The following is an 18,568-nucleotide window of genomic DNA, read 5'->3' as shown; positions in this document are numbered from 1 at the left end:
ATGAAATTAAAATTACTCTATGCACTAGCAACTATAAGCTTGAGCTTTAATATTGCAGCGGCGCAAACGTGCTACGACGGTGCAGATACCACAACACCGACAGATAGATTTACTATAAATACAGATGGCACAGTGTCTGATAGCGAAACAGGCCTTATGTGGCAACGCTGTAGTTATGGGCAAACTTACAATACAGAGACACAACTTTGTGAGGGATCAACACCTTCTCTTACTTGGCAAGAAGCACTTCGTGGTGCTAAAAATGATACAACCGCAGATTACGATGATTGGCAAATGCCTAACATTAAAGAATTGGCGAGTATTTTAGAGCACAGTTGCACAGAGCCGAGTATTAATGAAGACGTATTTTTGGGCACTAAGCTTCAAAACTATTGGTCAAATACATCGGGTGTAAGCACAATGAGCTCAGCGTGGGTTTATCAATTTGATAGTGGGTTGAATAGCTTACATGCTAAAACCAGTAATGTGTATTTACGGTTAGTGCGCTACGAAGAGTAAAATGCATACTAAGATTAGACAGACAAAAGTGCAGCCTTAAAACAGCTGCACTTTTTTTGTTTTACATAAATTTACGTTATTTCAATAATAAAGCGCTTACAACGTTGTCACTCAGCGCATTTTTTTGCCATTATAGGCCGTGATTTAATTACGAAGGAACATCACGGTGTATTTAAGCTATTTTGGCCTGAACGAAAAACCTTTTTCGATCTCGCCCAACCCTCATTACTTATTTTTAAGTGAACGACATAAAGAAGCCTTAGCACACCTTACCTATGGATTAGGTGAAGACGGTGGTTTTGTATTATTAACAGGTGAAGTAGGTACAGGTAAAACTACAATTACCCGCAGTATGTTAGAGCAGCTTCCTGAAAACACTCAAGTAGCGATGATCCATAATCCAGCGCTTTCAGAGCTGGAGTTATTAGCCAGTATTTGTGATGAGCTCAACATTAGTTACGATGTTCATAATGCGACGCTTAAAAGTCTTACCGATATTATAAAAAAGCATTTAGAGACTAATAATAAATCGGGCGGGCACACTATACTTATTATAGACGAAGCACAATTACTTGCTCCTAACGTGCTTGAGCAATTACGTTTGCTGACAAATATAGAAACCGATCATAAAAAATTATTACAAATAGTATTGGTTGGTCAACCAGAGCTGCAAGAACTTTTGAAGCGCAACGAATTAAGGCAACTTGCCCAGAGGATAACGGCTCGTTACCATTTATTACCACTTACGCAAGGCCAAACAGTCGCTTACATAAAGCATCGGTTACATATTGCAGGGTGTGATAAAGGAATCTTTTCGATGGATGCCATGCAAGCTGTTCATCAATTAACTGGCGGTGTGCCACGATTAATGAACTTGGTCTGTGAGCGTGCTTTAGTTGGGACTTTTGCAAAGCAGCAGTTGATAGTTGATAGCGATATAATAAAAAAATCAGCCCATGAGTCATTACCCATGGATTTTGTCGCACCGGTTAACGAAGCTAACAAAGCAACGTCATTTGTACCCTATAGCCTTGCATTCGCTGCTTTATTTGCCGTAGGCATTGGGCTTTCATTTATTTTATAGTTAGGTAAGTTATGTCTTATTTATTAGATGCGCTAAAGCAGTCGCAGCAATCAGATATGAGTGCTGAACAGTACGACTTACAATCTGAGCAGTTAAAGCAACAGCAAGCACTTAAGCGTTATAGACGATTAGCATTAGTATTTGGTACAAGCTTAGCTGCTTTTATTGCGGTAGCGGGTGGCTTTACCGCCGGAAAGTGGTTTCAAAGTACGACTTTATTAAACGCAGCGGAACCCGCTGTAATTAAGGTGGTGGAAAGCGAAAAATCATCGCCTAACAAAGACGTTAAAGAGGAAGATGCTGGAGATGAAAAACAGCAAGTAGCTAAGTTAGAGCCTGCAAAAGTAGCTCCAACAAATACTGCAACGATTGAAGGGCAACTTGTGCATGTGCAAACCCCCAATGGTGTACAGCAAATGTTATTAACCCCAAATGGTCAGTATATTCCTATGCCGTCGAGCCAGGTCACGAGCGCAGCAGGTTATAATCAGCAAAACATGCAACAAGTAATGCCTGTTCAAAATTATAATCAGCCAGCGTTTAACCCACAAAGTAATTACAATCCAAATAATGCACAAAACACTGCGGTATTTGGGCAAAATCAAAATACCGCATCGGCTCAACTTGATATGAGTAAATATAAAGTATTGGGTAAGCCAATTAATGGCAGCACCCAATCTCAACAGACGAGTGACCCTGAGCTTGATGCTGTGCCTACAACTCTTAAAAATGCATTTGCGCAAGCTATACAAGATGTCGAAAAAAACCAAGATTATGAAGTTACTCAAGCGTCAAAAACGTCATCACGTGTTGAGCCTGTTGAGTTATTACCTGATGGTTTGCAATCAATGTTACCTAGTATTAAATATCAAGCGCATATATATTCATCGAGTGCTGATAAACGTTGGATCAAGCTTAATGGCCGAGAATTACACGAAGGAGAAAGCATAGGAGCTCTAACAGTCACAGAAATTACACCTGAGCAAAGTGTGCTAGATTTTGATGGTTATGAGTTTAGCTTAAAAGCTTTGCAAGACTGGCCGCAGTAAGCGCTTAGTTATCATGTTGAGAGCTCGGTAGAATATTGAGCTCTCAATAGTGCTTAGGATAATATTGAATTTTTATAAAAGCGTTCTAAATCAATGTTATATTCTTTAGGTTTAATCGTTGACTCAAGAGTGTCTACAGTTTTTTTATTAGATAAATCAATATCTTTTACTTCGGTGTAGCGGCTATGCTTAGCGCTGTAAAATGTTTTAACGACAGGTTTTAGTGGTGCCCCCGGATTACTCTCGGTGACCAAACCCACTCTTTGACTCGATAACCTTACAAGCGTTCCTACCGGATGGATGCCAATACATTGAATAAATTTATTAAGCAGCACAGGATCAAAGCTATCAGGGCACCCGTCTTTTAATATTTTAAACGCCTTTATTGGCTCCATGCCTGCTTTATAAACACGTTCTGCGGTAAGTGCATCATAAACATCTACAATTGACGCCATACGCACATACTGACTTATCTCGTCACCTTTTTTACCAAACGGGTAGCCTTTACCATCGAGTCTTTCGTGGTGCATACCTGCAATATCTACCGCGATCCCTGTTAAGCCAGAGTCTTCTAATATCTCTTTACTGAAAAGCGAATGCATTTTCATTATTTTAAATTCGTCGTCTGTAAAGCGGCCAGGTTTGTTTAGCACTTCATCAGGGATTTTTATTTTACCAATGTCGTGTAATAGTGCGCCGGTAGTCAGCTCAACAATAGTGTCTTTCTCTATATTTAAGTGTTTTGCAAAAATACCCATTAAAATTGATACATTAATTGAGTGCTCAAGTAGGTAGGCATCTTTTTGGCGCATTTGGGTAAGGCAGGCTAGGGCATCTTGATTTCTAAAAACAGAATCCATAAAGCCACTTGCCAGTTCTCTAAACGGCCCTATATCTATATCACGGCCAGCTTTTATATCTTTAAATGCTTTTATTTGCAGTGTTTTTGCTTCGTCATAAAGCTTTTTTGCTTTTCCCATTTCTTGCTCAGCGCTGTTTATTTTTTGCCAAGGATCACGCTTTATTTTTGTTGTAGGTGTAGCGATAGGATCTTTTTCAGGGACTGAATCAATGAGGGTTTTATCTGGGTCAATTTCTACTTCTAAAATACCTGCTTTTATCAGGTTATTAATACCAGCTTGAGTTTTAACCCAGCCTTGGTTTTTAATTTTAATACTGCCAGTTTGTTTGGTAACGCTTTGCACAAACATACCTGGGACTAACTTAGTAATAGGAATGGTTTTCAATTTTACGACTTCAGTTGTTAATCTACTTTTAAACTAACAAACTTATACGTAACGACCAAATAAAATAAGGCACTTTACAGTGCCTTATTTTATTTTTTAGTGAAAAAGCATTAGCTTAATTATTCATCATCTTCAACAAGCGTCATTAGCGAGGTATTACCGCCTGATGCTGTTGTATCAATACTAATTGTTTTTTCAGTAATTAAGCGCTTGATTAATGTATCGTAATACTCAGAGCTAATTACCGGTAAAATTGCGCCTTTACGCTGTGCAAGCTGTTGGCTGAAGTAGCCTAAACGAGACGAGCGAGCGGCAACTACCGCACCAGCTAAATGAGGGTGAGCTAAGATAGCTTGTAACTGATTAGGTTTAGCTACTTGGAAAACACCTTCAGCAACACCTGTAGAGATAAATTTATCTTTAAAGGCAACAGCTTCATCGTAAAACAGCTCAGACGCTACAGTAATTACCGTATTACCTGCGGCAATAGCGGTAATGATAGACAATGCCCAGAAGTTAAATGATGTGCTCTTATCTGCATAACACACTACACAACCACGCGCTTCTAGATGAAGTGTATTAGACTCACCCGTTGGCCCTGGCAGGGTAGTAAATTTACGCATGTGCTTTTCAAGGCGGTTAAGCTGTGCACGAGCTTCTGATAATGTTAATGCTAAATCGTCTGCTAAATCGTCGATAATTTCTACCGTCGCGATTTTAGCAAGCAACTGACGCACAGCCGAAACACGGTCGTTTAGTGGTGTTGCACGCCAGATTTTTTCATCGCGCATTGAGTTAGCCATTAGCTTTTTAACTTGCTCATTTGCACCGCTGTAGTGGTGTAAATCAAGCTCATCTGGCGTCAGGTTTGTCATTTGCACGTTATCTGGTGATGCCTTTTCTTTTACTAAACGTTGAAGGTAGTTAGGGCCACCGGCTTTAGGGCCAGTACCTGATAAACCACGGCCACCAAATGGTTGCACACCAACAATAGCACCAATCATGTTTCGGTTAATGTAAACATTACCTGCACGTGACATTTTAGCAAGGTACTCACAGCGCTCTTCAATGCGTGAATGTACACCCATTGTTAAGCCATAACCTGTGTTGTTAATTTGATCCATCACGTCATCAAGTTCGCTCGATTTAAAGCGAACAATATGAACACATGGGCCAAATACTTCACGTTTAAGTACTGATAAATCTTTGATTTCGTATAAACGAGGTGCAAAAAAGTATGCGCCATTTTGCGTGTTATCCGGGATTTTACACTCGTAATGAAGTATAGAATTACCTTTTAAGTACTCAACGTGCTCGTTTAAGTTTTTAAGTGCTTTTTCATCAATTACCGGACCAACATCAGTTGATAGTAACGATGGATCGCCAATGTGTAGCTCAGCTAGCGCACCTTTAAGCATTTCGATAATGCCATCTGCTACGTCATCTTGAATGAATAAAACACGAAGAGCAGAACAACGTTGGCCAGCACTTTGAAAACCAGAACTGATCACATCGTCAACTACTTGCTCAGGAAGCGCCGTTGAGTCAACAATCATACAGTTTTGGCCACCTGTTTCTGCAATTAACGGTACTTGAATATCGTTACGTGCAGCAAGTGTTTGAGAAATTAATGTGCCTGTTTCAGTAGAGCCTGTAAACATAACCGCTTGAATGCGCTCATCAGGAACAATTGTTTTGCCTACTTCAGAACCACGAGCAATAACCGGTTGAACAACATGCTCAGGTAAACCAACAGACAGCATTAGTTCAATAGCACGAAGGGCTATTAAACTTGTTTGCTCAGCAGGCTTTGCAATTACAGTGTTACCTGTAACAATCGCAGCGGCAACTTGGCCTAAGAATATTGCAAGCGGGAAGTTCCACGGGCTAATACATAAAATAACGCCACGGGCTTCAAAACGCTCATCTTGCGATAGCTCCTCAGCGCGCGCCGCGTAGTAACGGCAAAAATCAACCGCTTCACGTACTTCATCAATACCATCTTGCGCTACTTTACCTGCTTCTTTAATACAGATAGCAACAAGTTCGTCGTGATGACGCTCTAATATGTCAGCAACGCGACGCAGTAAGTTAGCTCGCTCTCTTACTGGTGTTTGTGACCATGATTCAAGTGCTGCTTCAGCGTTAGCCAGTAATACTTTCATCTCTTCGCCAGTTTGCAATTTAACGTGGCCGATGATTTCTTTGTGGTTTGCTGGGTTTTTAACAGCTAATGAGCCTTCAGGTACTTGGCTTTGCTCAATTAAGTGCTCGTTAAACCATGTTTCAAGATTCTCTTTGAAAGGGGTAATAACGTTAATGTCGGTTAAATCCATGCCTTTAGAGTTAGCACGTTCTTCACCGTATAAATCAATTGGCATTTTGATTTGCGTATTGTACTTGTTACGCAAGCCTTGCAATGTTTCTACAGGGTCTGGAAGTAATGATTCAACAGGTTTTGTTGTATCTACAATGGCGTTCACAAATGATGAGTTAGCACCATTTTCTAACAAACGACGAACAAGGTACGCAAGGAGGTCTTCGTGTTGACCAACTGGGGCATACACGCGGCACTGAATTTTTTCTTCGTTAACGATTTGGTCGAATAATGACTCACCCATACCGTGTAAACGTTGAAATTCGAAACCAGTGTTGTCGCCTTTGGCTACTTCTAAAATAGTCGCGGCAGTGTAAGCGTTATGTGTAGCAAATTGCGGATAAAGCACATCGCGCGCTTCAAGCATTTTAATAGCACACGCTTTGTAAGAAACGTCTGTTGTTGCTTTACGGGTAAATACTGGGTAGTGATCTAAACCATCTTGCTGTGTGGTTTTGATTTCAGTATCCCAGTATGCGCCTTTTACTAGACGTACCATCATCTTGCGACCAACGCGGGTTGCAAGGTCAGTTAGCCATTCAATTACAAAAATAGCGCGTTTTTGATAGGCTTGAACCGCTAAGCCAAATCCTTGCCAATCACCAAGATCTTCATCACTGAATACCGCTTCAATTACATCTAATGAAATATCTAAACGGTCTGCTTCTTCTGCATCAACGGTAAAGCCGATATCGTATTTTTTAGCGGCAAGAGCAAGTTCTTTTAACTTAGGGACTATTTCTTCCATCACACGGTCTTTATGAGTGAACTCATAGCGTGGATGAATAGCAGAAAGCTTAACTGAAATGCCCGGGCTCTTAATTGGACCACGACCATTGGCCGCTTTACCAATTGAGTGTATAGCATTCATGTAGCTGTCAAAGTAACGCTTCGCATCTTTCATTGTGCGCGCGCCTTCGCCTAGCATATCGTAAGAATATACGTAACCTTTTTGCTCTGTTTCGGCAGCACGTTCAATTGCCTCGTCAATGGTACGACCCATTACGAATTGCTTGCCCATAATTTTCATAGCAAAGTTTACAGACTTACGAATAACTGGCTCACCTAAACGACCAATGGTCTTTTTAAGCATGCCGAACTGTTGTTCTTTAGTTTTGTCTGTGTAGTTAACCATTTTACCGGTAACTAATAATCCCCAAGAAGATGCGTTTACAAATAAAGAATCGCTGCTTCCTAAATGAGAGCTCCAATCACCTTTGGCTAACTTGTCACGAATAAGTACATCTTGAGTTGCTTTATCTGGTACGCGAAGCAGTGCTTCGGCCAAACACATTAATACAACGCCTTCTTCACTAGAGAGTGAAAATTCATTTAAAAGCGCATCAACACCGCCTTGCCCATCTTGCTCTTTACGAATGTTCAAAACAATCTGGCGGGCTCTTTCCCAGGCACGACTTCGTGCTTTTACGCCTACTTCTGCAAGCGGTAAAATATGATCAATAACTGCATTTTCATCTATGCGGTAAAAGTCACGGATTCTTTGTCTGATAGGACAAGTAGTAGTTAAATCGCCGTTGAATAACATAAGCAACCCTCAGGATGTTAAGAATTAAAGTAAAATTAATTACCAATAAATTACCAGTGATATTGTGAGTGCATTCTAATTAAAATTCAGCAGAATATGCTGGTTAAATTTCGCGATTTACGATAATTTACAGGGTATAAATTTAACTTATCCGCATAAAATTCTGTTATGACAATTCCAAATAGATTACGCATGCTAGATCGTATTGATTTAGCCATACTAGACGTTCTTCAAAAGAACGGCAGAATTTCTAATGTTAACCTCGCAAAACAGGTAAATTTGAGTGCCAGCCCGTGCCTAGATCGGGTTAAACGATTAGAGCAAGAAGGGTATATTGAAGGCTATTATGCCAAGCTTAGCGAAGCTAAACTTAATCAGAGCTTAGTAGCGCATGTTCAAGTATCGCTTGTTGCTTCAAATACAGCTGTATTTAAAGTATTTAGAGAGCACATATTAAGGATAGAACAAGTAGTCGAATGTGACATGGTTGCTGGTGGTTATGATTACTTATTAAAAATTCGCGTTTCTAATATGGAAGAATATAGACAAGTTCTTGGCGACTTAGTAGATATTCCCGGCGTGGGTACTCATCATACTTATATGGTGATCGAAAAGATTAAAAAGGACGAAGGATTGCTAATCGATATTTAAGCTTTTCTCAAGTAATAAAAAACCGCAATTGCGGTTTTTTATTTTAGTAGATAAAGGCTATACCAAATAGTTAGTACATCACCTTATACATAATTTATTACGACCTTCCGACTTCGCTCTATATAAAGCCGTATCAGCCGCGCATATTAATGCCTCAGATGTTCTGTACTGATTATCGTATTCACACGCTAAACCCTGGCTTACACTTATTTTTACATTCGCTGGCAAACCGAGATCTCTAAAATTAATGTTGAGTATTTTTTCTTGAATACGTTTTGCGATCATTTCTGCATTTGAGACATGTGAGCGGGGTAATACAACAGCAAACTCCTCACCACCATAGCGTGCTACTAAACTATCTTTTGAGGGGAGGCAGTCTTCAATTGTTTGAGCTACTTTTTGCAAACATTTATCACCCTTTACATGACCAAAATTATCATTAAACAGTTTAAAAAAATCAATATCGATCAAGATAAAACTCAAAGGCTGTTTGTCTACTATGCATTCTTGCCAATTTTTAATAATCGCCTTCTCTAAAGTGCAGCGATTAGCGACGCCTGTAAGGTGATCTATTTTGGCTATGTTTTCGAGTACTTTATACTTTTTAACATGCCTAGAAATATCATGCATAATACAAATAAATAGAGGAGTATTGTTTGTGGTTGATGCGGGTATACAAGAAATTGAGAGCTCTATATCTAAACAGTTACCATTGTTTTTTATTATTTTAACTTCTTTCGGGCCATGATTGAGTGGTGTTTGATAGTTGTTTTTCCAACTTTCAAACATGTATTGATAGTCATCGCGATACTGTTCTTGTAAACAATCTTGCCATTTTTTACCTATTAATGAGTCAGACGTAACATTAAAAAAACGAGCTGCAACGGGATTTACTGATTCAAACACTCCATCTGCATTAACAATAAAAATAGCATCGGCCATGACATTAGTGACATTAATAATTGCGCTTATTTTTTCATTGTTAACGGTATTAGAAATGCTGCTGATTAATGCAGATACAGCGTTGTCGGTGTTGTTTGCTCTGCTATTTTCATTATTGTTAGACATGGTGTTGCTCATTTTTATTGTTAATGAAACTTTATGTCTAGGAGTTTATTTAATTTATGGGTTTTAAACCTTTCGGTAACCTTCTGATTTAAGTTATTGTTATTTAATGTTTATTTAGGGGCGTTTTTAAAAAAATTGCACCGCAATTAATAGGCCTGTGCAATTTAAAAAGAAGCGTTGCTAATTAGAGTTCTTTTTCATTCTTAACTTGAGGATCGGCGCTTTCATATTTTTTGCCATTACACTCAACGTTAAAGGTTAAGCATACAGATCCATTATTTTCGTCTGTGTCGGTAATGATAATTATGTGGCCGTTATCACTTACTTTATAGCTGAAGTCTTGGGCGCATGGTTTTTGTGTGTCGATATCGGTGATAGTAGCGCCAGTAAATACGAAACCATTTTGAATTGTGGCGTCGTCTAAATTGTAGTTGCCAGCGGTTTCAGTTCTTACAACACTACCGCCAGTAGCGGGTTCGCCATTTTTTGTATAACTAAAAATAGCTTCACCGTTGTTAAGTTTAATATTTACTTGAAAGTCGACATTTTCTAGGGTGTTATTCATATCATTTCCTTTATGAGTAATTATAGTTGGAAGTTCGTAATGCCTAATTTAACTAGGCTTGCTTTTATTTCTGATATCTCGTCTTCTCTGTTTAAACAGGTATAAGCTTGTACTAGTGGGTATGTTATTTTTACGCTCTGACTTATTTTTGCAGCTTCAGAAATAGCTTTGATAGCACTTAAGCAAAATTGCTCTCGCTGTTTATTAGTTGTAGCTAAGTTTGCTTTGATTAAGTTTATTCTTGTATGTACTAAGTAATCACCAGTTCTAGTTAGGTTGGCTAATTGATGTGTGTAGTTTTCATTATTCTCAAGCTCAGTTAATAACTCCTGCGCTTTGAGTGGTGACTGTCTATTTATAAAATATTGAATCAGTGTAATTTGTGTATTAATAGTGCTGGTATTTTTAAAATTTTGAGATTTTAAAAAATTAATTATTTTTTCAATTGTTGAGTCAGTAGCTTCATCAGTAGATAGCATTAGTGAATGTGCTAAAGAGCGATAATACATAAGCTGAAATTTATTGTTTTTTGGATCTTGTACTAAAGCTTCATTGATAACTTGATTAGCCAAGCTGGCTTTTTTATGAGCCATCCGTTTATCACTCAAATAGCTCAGTAAATAACTTTGTTGCATATATAGGTTTGCTGACGTGTAAAAAAGGCTTGCATCACGAGGGTAGTTAGCAATCAATTTTGTGATTACCTCAACTGCACCTTCCAATATATTAACTGCTTCATTAAAGTTACTTAGCTTCTCTTCTGTTTTTGCAAGCCAACTAATCGTATCGGATTTATCTCGAAGTAAATTTTTGTTATTCGGTTTTAGTTCAAGCGCTTTATTTTTAAGTAAAAGCGACTCTGTAAAGTTCTTTTTTGCAGCGCTGTAGTGAGACTTTTCTATGTATAAAGAGCCTAAAGAATTAGATGAATACGACAATTCCATAATGGAGTTAAAATCATTGGCTGCCAGCGCATACATTTTTTTACTGTAAGCGTGGTATTTTTTAAACATTTGCTCTGTAGCTTGATGATCATTTTGATCATAAGCTAATTGACCAAGCCAAAAGGCATTGGCACCTGCAAGCGTGAGTAGCTCTAAGTTGTTAGGCTGTATTTTTAATAATGCCTCAAGGCGGGTGCGGGCGTTTTCAAAGGCGGTAAAGGCTTCATCGGTTTTACCTCGGGAATAAGCTACTTCACCCATTGCTTCGAGGGTTTGTGCGTACTGAAAACGGTTGTTAAATTGTGCTTTATTATCGCTAAAGCTAAAAAGTGAACTTGAATCGTCAGTTTGATCAGTAAAATACTCAAGTGCTTTATTACTAATACCATCAAGTAAGTCCATACGTTCAACGCTACGTAATTTATCGGCAAAGTCGCCGACCATAAACCCTAGTAAGCTTTCGGCCTCAAGCTGCTTTTTTTGCGCATGCTGTTGGGCTTTAAAACTAGTGAAGCTCATTAATAACGCGGTAAATGTAAGTAAGCACAATAAAGCAACGGTCACTCGTTTTGCTCTTATTTTTGTTTTTGTTTTTTTTACAGAGCTTTTGATAAGAGCATGCTCGTTATCATCTAATTTAAACAGTTTGTCGTTAAGTAATAGCTGCGCTTCTTGTAGCGGTTTACCTGGCACTAGGAGGTAAGCACTACTTTTACCTTCATCTACCCAATTTTGTGCTTGATGTTGTAAACGACTTTTTATTGCTAAGGCATCTTTATGGTCATTAATCCATTGTTTTGCGCGCGGCCATTGACGTAATAATGCCTCGTGAGCAAGACTAAAACAGGCTTCTTGGTTTTGTAAATGCGATACAAATAAACGGCTATCGACCATGGCTTGCACAAGCTCTTTTTGGCTTGTGTTTGTTAATGTTTGCCAGCGTGCAGCGCGGCTCGTAATGGTTTTACCATCTGGGTTTAAAGTGATCAGTTGTGATAATACGCTTTTTAGTTGCTGCTGTTGCTCATTACTAAGGTCAATAAATATATCTTCTGCTTTTTTGCCTATGGCGCCCTCAATACCCCCGAGTTTTTTGTAAACACTGTGCAGTAGCTCGTTATTATCACTGCGCTGTAAGTACAGCTCTTGCAATGTGTATTGCAGCATGGGCAATGCATCGGGGTTATTGGCGGTATCGGCGCACAATATTTCATCCAGTGGTGTTTGAGTTTGTGGGTCATTGGAGAACGTTAAATTAGCAGTTAACGCTGGCAGGCGAATAATTTGTTGGAGTTCTTAGCGGTTTGGCGGTGTTAAATCGTAGTGCGCGCCATGAGCTTTGCCTGCCATTAAACTTGGTTGTTCAACCACTAAAGGGTAAAAGTCGTTACGACACGCACTAAATACAATCACAGCTTTAGAGATTGCTAAGCGTTCAATAACCGATAAAAAATGGCTGCGTGTTTCGCTACTAAATATAGGAGAAGAAAGCAGTACTTCTAAGCGGTCAATAAATAAAAATAACTGGGGTGTTTTAAGTTGTGTAGAGGCTTTACTAAGTGCAGCTTGTATGGCGTTAATTACGCCATCTATTGCCAATTCTAGTTGCTCTGCAAGTGTTTGCGCGCTTAATCCTTCAAACACAGGCTGGGCGTTTATATCCCAATCAAGTAATGCAGAAGCTAAGTCTAGAAAAAGTCTATTTTTATGCACATCTGCAAAGTCGATCTGGGTGTAGGAAATAACCTCGATGCTATTATAGCCTCGCTCATCTAGCAGTTTTGGTAAAATTCCAGCATTAACAAGCGAGGATTTACCTGTACCACTAGGGCCAAGTATTAAGCAAAAAGCACGACCGTAATTTACCTGGCTAGATATCCTTTCCAGCAGGGTAGCTATAGATTGGGTACGGCCAAAAAAAACGTGGGTATCATTTGGGTTATATGCACGCAGGCCTAAGAAAGGGGATCCTCCCTGCCATGTACTTTTAGTGCTTGGGATAGGATCTGCTAACGGAAAAGATAATTTTGCAATAATGCGGTAGCCACGTTTACGGATAGTTTCAATATAATGTGGTTCATTGGCTTTATCACCGAGCGCTTTTCTTAGTTGAGTGATAGTTTTATGTAATGGATTATCGCCAATATCAGTATTTTTCCAGCATTTATTGAGCAATTCATCGCTGCTTACAATGTCGCCATTTTGTTGACACAAATGCAATAAAACTTCCATCGCTTTGGGCTCTAACTGTTTGGCTTTACCAGTGAGTTGAATTGAGTTAGTTGAAGGTGTTACTTGCCAATCGCCTAGGTAGAAGGGGTTGCGCATCATCATTACTCATTATTGTTTTTTATTATTAAAATTAAGTGCGTATTGATATTTATTAACACTATTTATATGGCAAATAAATCTATAACACAACTATTTGAGTTTATTCTGAGCAGAGGGGGGGAGTAAAGGATGAGCTTGCAGATATGCAAGCTCAAAATAAAAATAAATTAGCTTTCTAGGTCGGCTTTGTTAATTGTAATGACGCGTTGAGGGAATGGAATTTCAATATCAGCGTTATTAATTGCTTTATAAACACCACCGTTAATAGCCAGTTTGGTTTCGATAATTTTAGTAGTAGGCACCCAATATCGGTAGCTTATTGTAACACCGCTATCGGCGAAGCGTTCAATACCCACTTGTGATAACGGATTTTGTGCGACTAATTCATGTGCTTTAAGTACGTCTTCAATGAGGCTAATCGCGTTATCAGAGCATGCACTATAAGCTATATCTATTTCACCTTTGACCAATGAGTAACTAAATGAGTTGTGAAGTATTTCACCCACTATGTGCTTATTTGGAATGGTGATTTCTACTTTTTCTTCATTGATTAAAATAGTGTAGCCAAGCTCAATTGTTTTAACTTGGCCGCTTACATTTTTAACTTCAATAGTATCACCAACAACAAAAGGTCGAGTGGCTATAATGGCAAGGCCTGCACCATAATTAGAAAGCATTCCTTGCAGCGCTAAACCAGCACCTAAAGATGCAGCACCAATGGCTGCTACAAATGGCGTAACGCTGATACCTATTTTGCCAAGTGCAATAATTATAACCATTACAATTAGCAGTACTTTTACCACGCTACTGACAAAGTTTGTGAGCGTAATATCAACGTTATGGCGGGTCATTAACGCGGCTACAAATTTGGCAAGCTTTTGTGCTATCCACAAACCAATGAGGACGATAAAAATAGCGCCAACAATTTGCATACTGTAGGTAACCATATACTCAGTAAGCATGGTGTAATATTTTTCAAACTGTTCGATTTCAGAACTGATCATAAAGCGCTCTATGTTAGGGCTATGTTGTATTTTTCCAACTATAGCAAAATGTTGACTAAAAATGGATATAACAGCGGCACTATAATCGCTGTTAATAAAGCACTTAGTGCCATTGCAACTGATGAGTAAGCGCCTACTTTTGGATGCTCAGCAATAGCAGCAGCGGTCCCAATTGCATGGCAAGCTGTGCCCATGGCAACGCCTTGAGATTCGTGATTAAAAATATTAATGAGTTTAAAAAGCATAAAACCAAATAAAGCGCCTAGTAAACCAATAAAAATAACTAAAGCCGCAGCAAGTGAGCTAATCCCTCCTAACGAGTCGGTAACAATTAAAGATATTGGGGTCGTCACACTGAGTGCGGCAACAGATGCACTTAGCTGCGCTGGCGAATTAAATAATATGCTTAGCAAAAATGCCACAACGGTTGCGTTAACAATACCTAAGCTACATGTTGCGACTATGAGTAATAGATTTTTTCGTACGTGTGTAAACTGCTGATATAAAGGAAGCGCTAGAGCCACAATTGCGGGCTCTAATAACCAGCTTAGTAATTTGCTGTGCGTGGCAAATTGCGTATAAGGCAAATTTAGATTAACGAGTAATAAAGCAATAATACTAATACTTAAAAATACGGGGTTGGTGAGCGATTTAAATACGCTGCTTTTTATACTTTGGTTTACGGCCCTTAGCGCTAAAAATAATACAATAATGAAAGGAATACTTAGCCACCATAAATTAGGCTGTAGCTCTGAAATAGCGGAAAAAGTAAAATTAGTCATTATTTTCTCTTCCCTTAAAGTACGCAATTACACTGCTAACAAGCAATAAGGTAGTTATAGGGACAAGCACCACAACTGATGCTAAAAATGCCCAGTGCGATTTTATAAGGCCGAGATGCTCAATAAATCCCACGCCAGCTGGAATGAAAAAGATAGGCATAATATTTAAAATAGGGGAGGCGCATGGTTTTACATGTTGCTCTTTTACAATACCCGATAAGAGTAAAACTAATAAAATAACCATAGCGAGTAGCGGTGCAGGAAAGCTTCCACCAATAAAGTGCATAATGAGTTTAGCGCAGGCTAAACATAGTAATATAATAGCGCTACTGAGCAGATATTTCATCAAAGTGGCTCACAGAAAAGATAAGAGCTTAACTTTAACAAATCAAACTCTTTTATGCATTGTGCAATAGTCTACCAATGCTTTGTATTTGCGTAGGTTATATCCGCTTTTCCTTTTGCTTTAGCAATTGCTTTTTTAGTGTTTGGGTTTAGCAGTAAGCGAATTTGGCTGAAAGTTTCTTTAGCGAGTATTTTTCGTTGGTTTGGTTTATAGCTAAGTTGTGTAACACGTTTAATAGCAGCAAGCGTATCGGGTGAGCGCTCAAGTAATGTATTGAGCATGTTTTGCGTGGCTTGTTGAGTATCATCGGTAAGCTGAGTAACTAAACCTAGCTCATTTGCTTGTTGTGCTGTGATTGGGTTTGCGTGGCTTGCAAGCCAAAGTGCTTGGTCACGCTTAACTAAACCGCTCATCATTACATTTGCGCCCATATCGGGGCACAAGCCCCAACGCGCTTCCATAATGGCAAGCTTGGCATCAATATGAACAATCCTGTAATCAGCACCCAGCGCTATTTGTAATCCTCCCCCTAAACAGTTGCCATCAATTTGTGCAATAACAGGCACGCTCAGTGACTGCCAGCCTAATACTACTTTTTGCGCTAAATTTTGATTGCCAGGTAACCATTTAAGCAATAATTTTATAATATTCAATGGTGCCGCCATTACGGCTGATATATCAAGCCCTGCACAAAAATGCTCGCCATCGCCTTTTATTACTACAGCACGAATACTGCGATCTCTTTTTATGTTTTTAATGGCTTTGTTTAGCTCTACAAACATTTCAAAGCTTAATGCGTTTTGTTTTTTTGCTCTGCTAAGCGTGACGGTTGCAATGCCATTTTGTTTTTCTAGTTTTATCATTACACACTCCTCTGACCTGTTAGTTGAGCTTATGTTGTTATAAGAATTAAGTAAAGTGACAGTATTTTTTAAATAAATGGAATTTATTGCTAAAGCTGTAGTCTTAAAGGGTTAGATTTAGATGAGAAAAAGCTAAACAATTAGAACTTGAGATAATAAAATTTTTTACGTTGTTATTTTAAGCTTAAATTAAAAAAGTAATCTTGATATTCAATGGGTTAGTTAAATTGTTATTTATTGTTTGAGCTGCATGCTGAATAAAGCATGACTCAGTTACAAAAAAGTCAGTGTTTTACGCTTTTTTTTATCAAAATGATGATGAGATTTGATAATATAGCGCAACTTAAAAGCTTAAGGTTAAGCACATATGTCGGGTCCACGTTTATATACGGTAGAAGAAGCTACTCACCAAGCTTATGATATTTTTTTAGAGCTAGCGCCAAATAACTTGAGTGATAAAGATGTTGAAGACTTTAATGAGTTTAGAGAAGACCTAGGCTTTATTGAAGAAGACGAGCCAGACGATCAGTGGCAAGATTTTGTTGCCCTTGAGATAGAGCCAGAGCACTTTATTCAGGTGCTAGTTGGTTTAGAATTTGAAAATGATGATGTTTTGTTTGCTAAAATTTTGATTAGTCGTGATAAAGATGCTCCGTTTTGTCATATTTTATGGAAAGAGAGTGAATAAGCAATACCGCTTATTTTTATAATTGTGTGCAGAGAGAGTGTTGTGCGTAAGTATTTATTTTTAATTTTTTTAATAATTAGCTGCCCAAGTTGGGCTGTTGATCCATTTGAAGATTTTCATGAATATGGCAAGCTCTCTGATGAAGAAATTCATGAGTTACACAAAGGTGATATGCTTTACGGTGATACTGAATTTGGTTTTATTCTAAGTAAAGGTAACACCAATTCGACCAGTTTTAAGCTCAAAGGTAATTTATACCAAGATTTTGAAAAGTGGCGTAATCAATTTAAAATAGACTCTCTTTATAAGCGTGATGAAAACGATGAAAGCGGTGGCACTGATGTTACTGCTAATCGTATTTTTGTATCAGCGCAAGGTAACTATAAAGTAGGTGTTAAAAACTCCTCATTTTTTATTTACGGTGATTACGAAGAAGATGAGTTTAGTGGACTTGATTTTAAAAGCACGGTGGCGACAGGCTATGGTGCGCGTGTATATCAAGGCTCTAAAAACAAAGTAGATATTGATATAGGACCTGGTTTATACCGTTCAGTCGCCGATGAAGATTCGGATGTGAGCGAAGATGAAATTGATAAAACCGGTTATTTAGTACGTGTTGCAATGCAGTGGGAACGTTTGGTCTCTAAGCGTACTCGTTTTAATCAAGATGTGAGTATAGAGCAGTCGCTTTCAGGTCTTAATTCTCGCTTAAAATCGGAAACCGCACTGATAAGCCAAGTGATTGGCGCGGTATCACTCAAATTTACCTACATGTATCGTTATAATTCAAAACCCGAAGATGATAAACTCAAGTTTGACTCAGAGCTGAGTGCTACATTGGTATACAGCTTTTAAGTATTTATTTAATTTAGAGAATATTATGTATCAGCATAAACAGTATGCGGTGTTTATCTTTTTTGTATTATCGTGGATTGGCGGTTTTGTGGCGCTTGCGTGGAACTTGTTAGGCGCTGATGGACCTTTAATAATATTTACTGGGATTTTAGTGCTGGTGGGCTTTTTGTTCCATGGCCTAACAGTAAAAGTAGATGATAAAAATATTAGCTGGGCGTTTGGTCCAGGCGTTGCTGGGCAAAGTATTGAGCTTAGCGAAGTAGTAGAAGCAAAAGCAGTTCAAAACTCTTACAGGCACGGTATTGGTATGCGAATTACTCATGATGGTTGGGTATATACAGTATCTGGCTTTAGTGCAATACAGTTAACGCTCAAAGATGGCACCTTGTATAGAGTTGGTACAAACGATCAAAAAGGTTTACTAGCTGCTTTAAAAGAAAAAAACGTATCTATTGCGCTGCCTAGTAAGCCAAAAGCTGAAACGGTTAAGCGTAACAATATGATATAAAAAAAGCGCCTAAGGCTAACACCATTCAGTTAAGCATGCTTTGACTTAATGGTGTACCGAGTTTTTGAAATTCGAACGGTCCTACTTTTGGGCCGTTTTCTTTTTTCTGGAAGAATATAACGTTTCACTCGTTCTCGCATT

Annotated in this window: 15 protein-coding genes and 1 pseudogene; 7 read left to right on the top strand and 9 right to left on the bottom strand. The window is 38.6% G+C overall.

What is annotated here, in order from left to right; genetic code table 11:
• From H4J63_RS10625 to H4J63_RS10615, 3 genes are all read left to right on the top strand, one after another.
• Nucleotides 1–519, top strand: a complete 519-nt coding sequence (locus H4J63_RS10625) for a DUF1566 domain-containing protein (RefSeq protein ID WP_024604441.1) — start codon at nt 1–3, stop codon at nt 517–519.
• A 166-nt stretch (nt 520–685) separates the two neighbouring features.
• Nucleotides 686–1,603: an ExeA family protein gene (locus H4J63_RS10620; RefSeq protein ID WP_024596878.1), complete on the top strand. Its 918-nt coding sequence runs from the start codon at nt 686–688 to the stop codon at nt 1,601–1,603.
• Between the two features lie 11 nt (nt 1,604–1,614).
• Nucleotides 1,615–2,652 (top strand): general secretion pathway protein GspB, encoded by a 1,038-nt coding sequence (locus H4J63_RS10615; RefSeq protein WP_024604442.1) that lies wholly within the window; start codon nt 1,615–1,617, stop codon nt 2,650–2,652.
• Between the two features lie 53 nt (nt 2,653–2,705).
• Here the strand turns inward: H4J63_RS10615 and H4J63_RS10610 are convergent, their stop codons facing one another.
• Nucleotides 2,706–3,899 (bottom strand): HD-GYP domain-containing protein, encoded by a 1,194-nt coding sequence (locus H4J63_RS10610; RefSeq protein ID WP_182196451.1) that lies wholly within the window; start codon nt 3,897–3,899, stop codon nt 2,706–2,708.
• Nucleotides 3,900–4,018: 119 nt separating this feature from the next.
• Nucleotides 4,019–7,822: a bifunctional proline dehydrogenase/L-glutamate gamma-semialdehyde dehydrogenase PutA gene (gene putA / locus H4J63_RS10605; RefSeq protein ID WP_024596881.1), complete on the bottom strand. Its 3,804-nt coding sequence runs from the start codon at nt 7,820–7,822 to the stop codon at nt 4,019–4,021.
• A 168-nt stretch (nt 7,823–7,990) separates the two neighbouring features.
• On the opposite strand from putA, the gene H4J63_RS10600 reads away from it, so the two are divergent.
• Nucleotides 7,991–8,473: a winged helix-turn-helix transcriptional regulator gene (locus tag H4J63_RS10600; protein ID WP_024596882.1), complete on the top strand. Its 483-nt coding sequence runs from the start codon at nt 7,991–7,993 to the stop codon at nt 8,471–8,473.
• Between the two features lie 78 nt (nt 8,474–8,551).
• On the opposite strand, the gene H4J63_RS10595 is transcribed toward H4J63_RS10600, so the two are convergent.
• The 7 genes and pseudogenes from H4J63_RS10595 to H4J63_RS10565 form a co-directional block, all read right to left on the bottom strand.
• The gene (locus H4J63_RS10595; RefSeq protein ID WP_024605787.1) at nt 8,552–9,541 is read right to left on the bottom strand and encodes a sensor domain-containing diguanylate cyclase; all 990 of its coding nucleotides are present in this window, start codon (nt 9,539–9,541) and stop codon (nt 8,552–8,554) included.
• Between the two features lie 184 nt (nt 9,542–9,725).
• Nucleotides 9,726–10,106: a DP-EP family protein gene (locus H4J63_RS10590; RefSeq protein WP_024605786.1), complete on the bottom strand. Its 381-nt coding sequence runs from the start codon at nt 10,104–10,106 to the stop codon at nt 9,726–9,728.
• A 20-nt stretch (nt 10,107–10,126) separates the two neighbouring features.
• Nucleotides 10,127–13,381 (bottom strand): annotated as a pseudogene (locus H4J63_RS10585) (winged helix-turn-helix domain-containing protein).
• 167 nt (nt 13,382–13,548) lie between these two features.
• The gene (locus tag H4J63_RS10580) at nt 13,549–14,385 is read right to left on the bottom strand and encodes a mechanosensitive ion channel family protein (RefSeq protein WP_002958733.1); all 837 of its coding nucleotides are present in this window, start codon (nt 14,383–14,385) and stop codon (nt 13,549–13,551) included.
• A 38-nt stretch (nt 14,386–14,423) separates the two neighbouring features.
• Entirely contained in the window at nt 14,424–15,167 is a 744-nt protein-coding gene (locus H4J63_RS10575; RefSeq protein WP_024604711.1) for an LrgB family protein, read from the bottom strand.
• Nucleotides 15,160–15,513, bottom strand: coding sequence for a CidA/LrgA family protein (locus H4J63_RS10570; RefSeq protein WP_010553207.1), 354 nt, complete (start codon nt 15,511–15,513; stop codon nt 15,160–15,162). The genes H4J63_RS10575 and H4J63_RS10570 overlap by 8 nt, the downstream gene beginning before the upstream one ends.
• A 71-nt stretch (nt 15,514–15,584) precedes the next feature.
• Nucleotides 15,585–16,376: a crotonase/enoyl-CoA hydratase family protein gene (locus H4J63_RS10565; RefSeq protein WP_024603617.1), complete on the bottom strand. Its 792-nt coding sequence runs from the start codon at nt 16,374–16,376 to the stop codon at nt 15,585–15,587.
• Between the two features lie 367 nt (nt 16,377–16,743).
• Here H4J63_RS10565 and H4J63_RS10560 point away from each other — a divergent pair, with 367 nt between their 5' ends.
• From H4J63_RS10560 to H4J63_RS10550, 3 genes are read left to right on the top strand one after another with little or no spacing between them, the layout of a single operon-like run.
• On the top strand, nt 16,744–17,064 hold the full coding sequence (locus tag H4J63_RS10560; RefSeq protein WP_002958729.1) for an HI1450 family dsDNA-mimic protein: 321 nt from the start codon (nt 16,744–16,746) through the stop codon (nt 17,062–17,064).
• A gap of 42 nt (nt 17,065–17,106) precedes the next feature.
• Nucleotides 17,107–17,919: a DUF481 domain-containing protein gene (locus tag H4J63_RS10555; protein WP_024597159.1), complete on the top strand. Its 813-nt coding sequence runs from the start codon at nt 17,107–17,109 to the stop codon at nt 17,917–17,919.
• A 25-nt stretch (nt 17,920–17,944) separates the two neighbouring features.
• Entirely contained in the window at nt 17,945–18,427 is a 483-nt protein-coding gene (locus tag H4J63_RS10550; protein WP_165744928.1) for a hypothetical protein, read from the top strand.
• Nucleotides 18,428–18,568 lie beyond the last annotated feature (141 nt).

The organism is Pseudoalteromonas sp. 5Ae-yellow, from assembly GCF_014077565.1.
Classification (GTDB): domain Bacteria; phylum Pseudomonadota; class Gammaproteobacteria; order Enterobacterales; family Alteromonadaceae; genus Pseudoalteromonas.
Note: the sequence above shows the minus strand (reverse complement) of the source record. Positions and strands in the feature narration are given on the sequence as shown.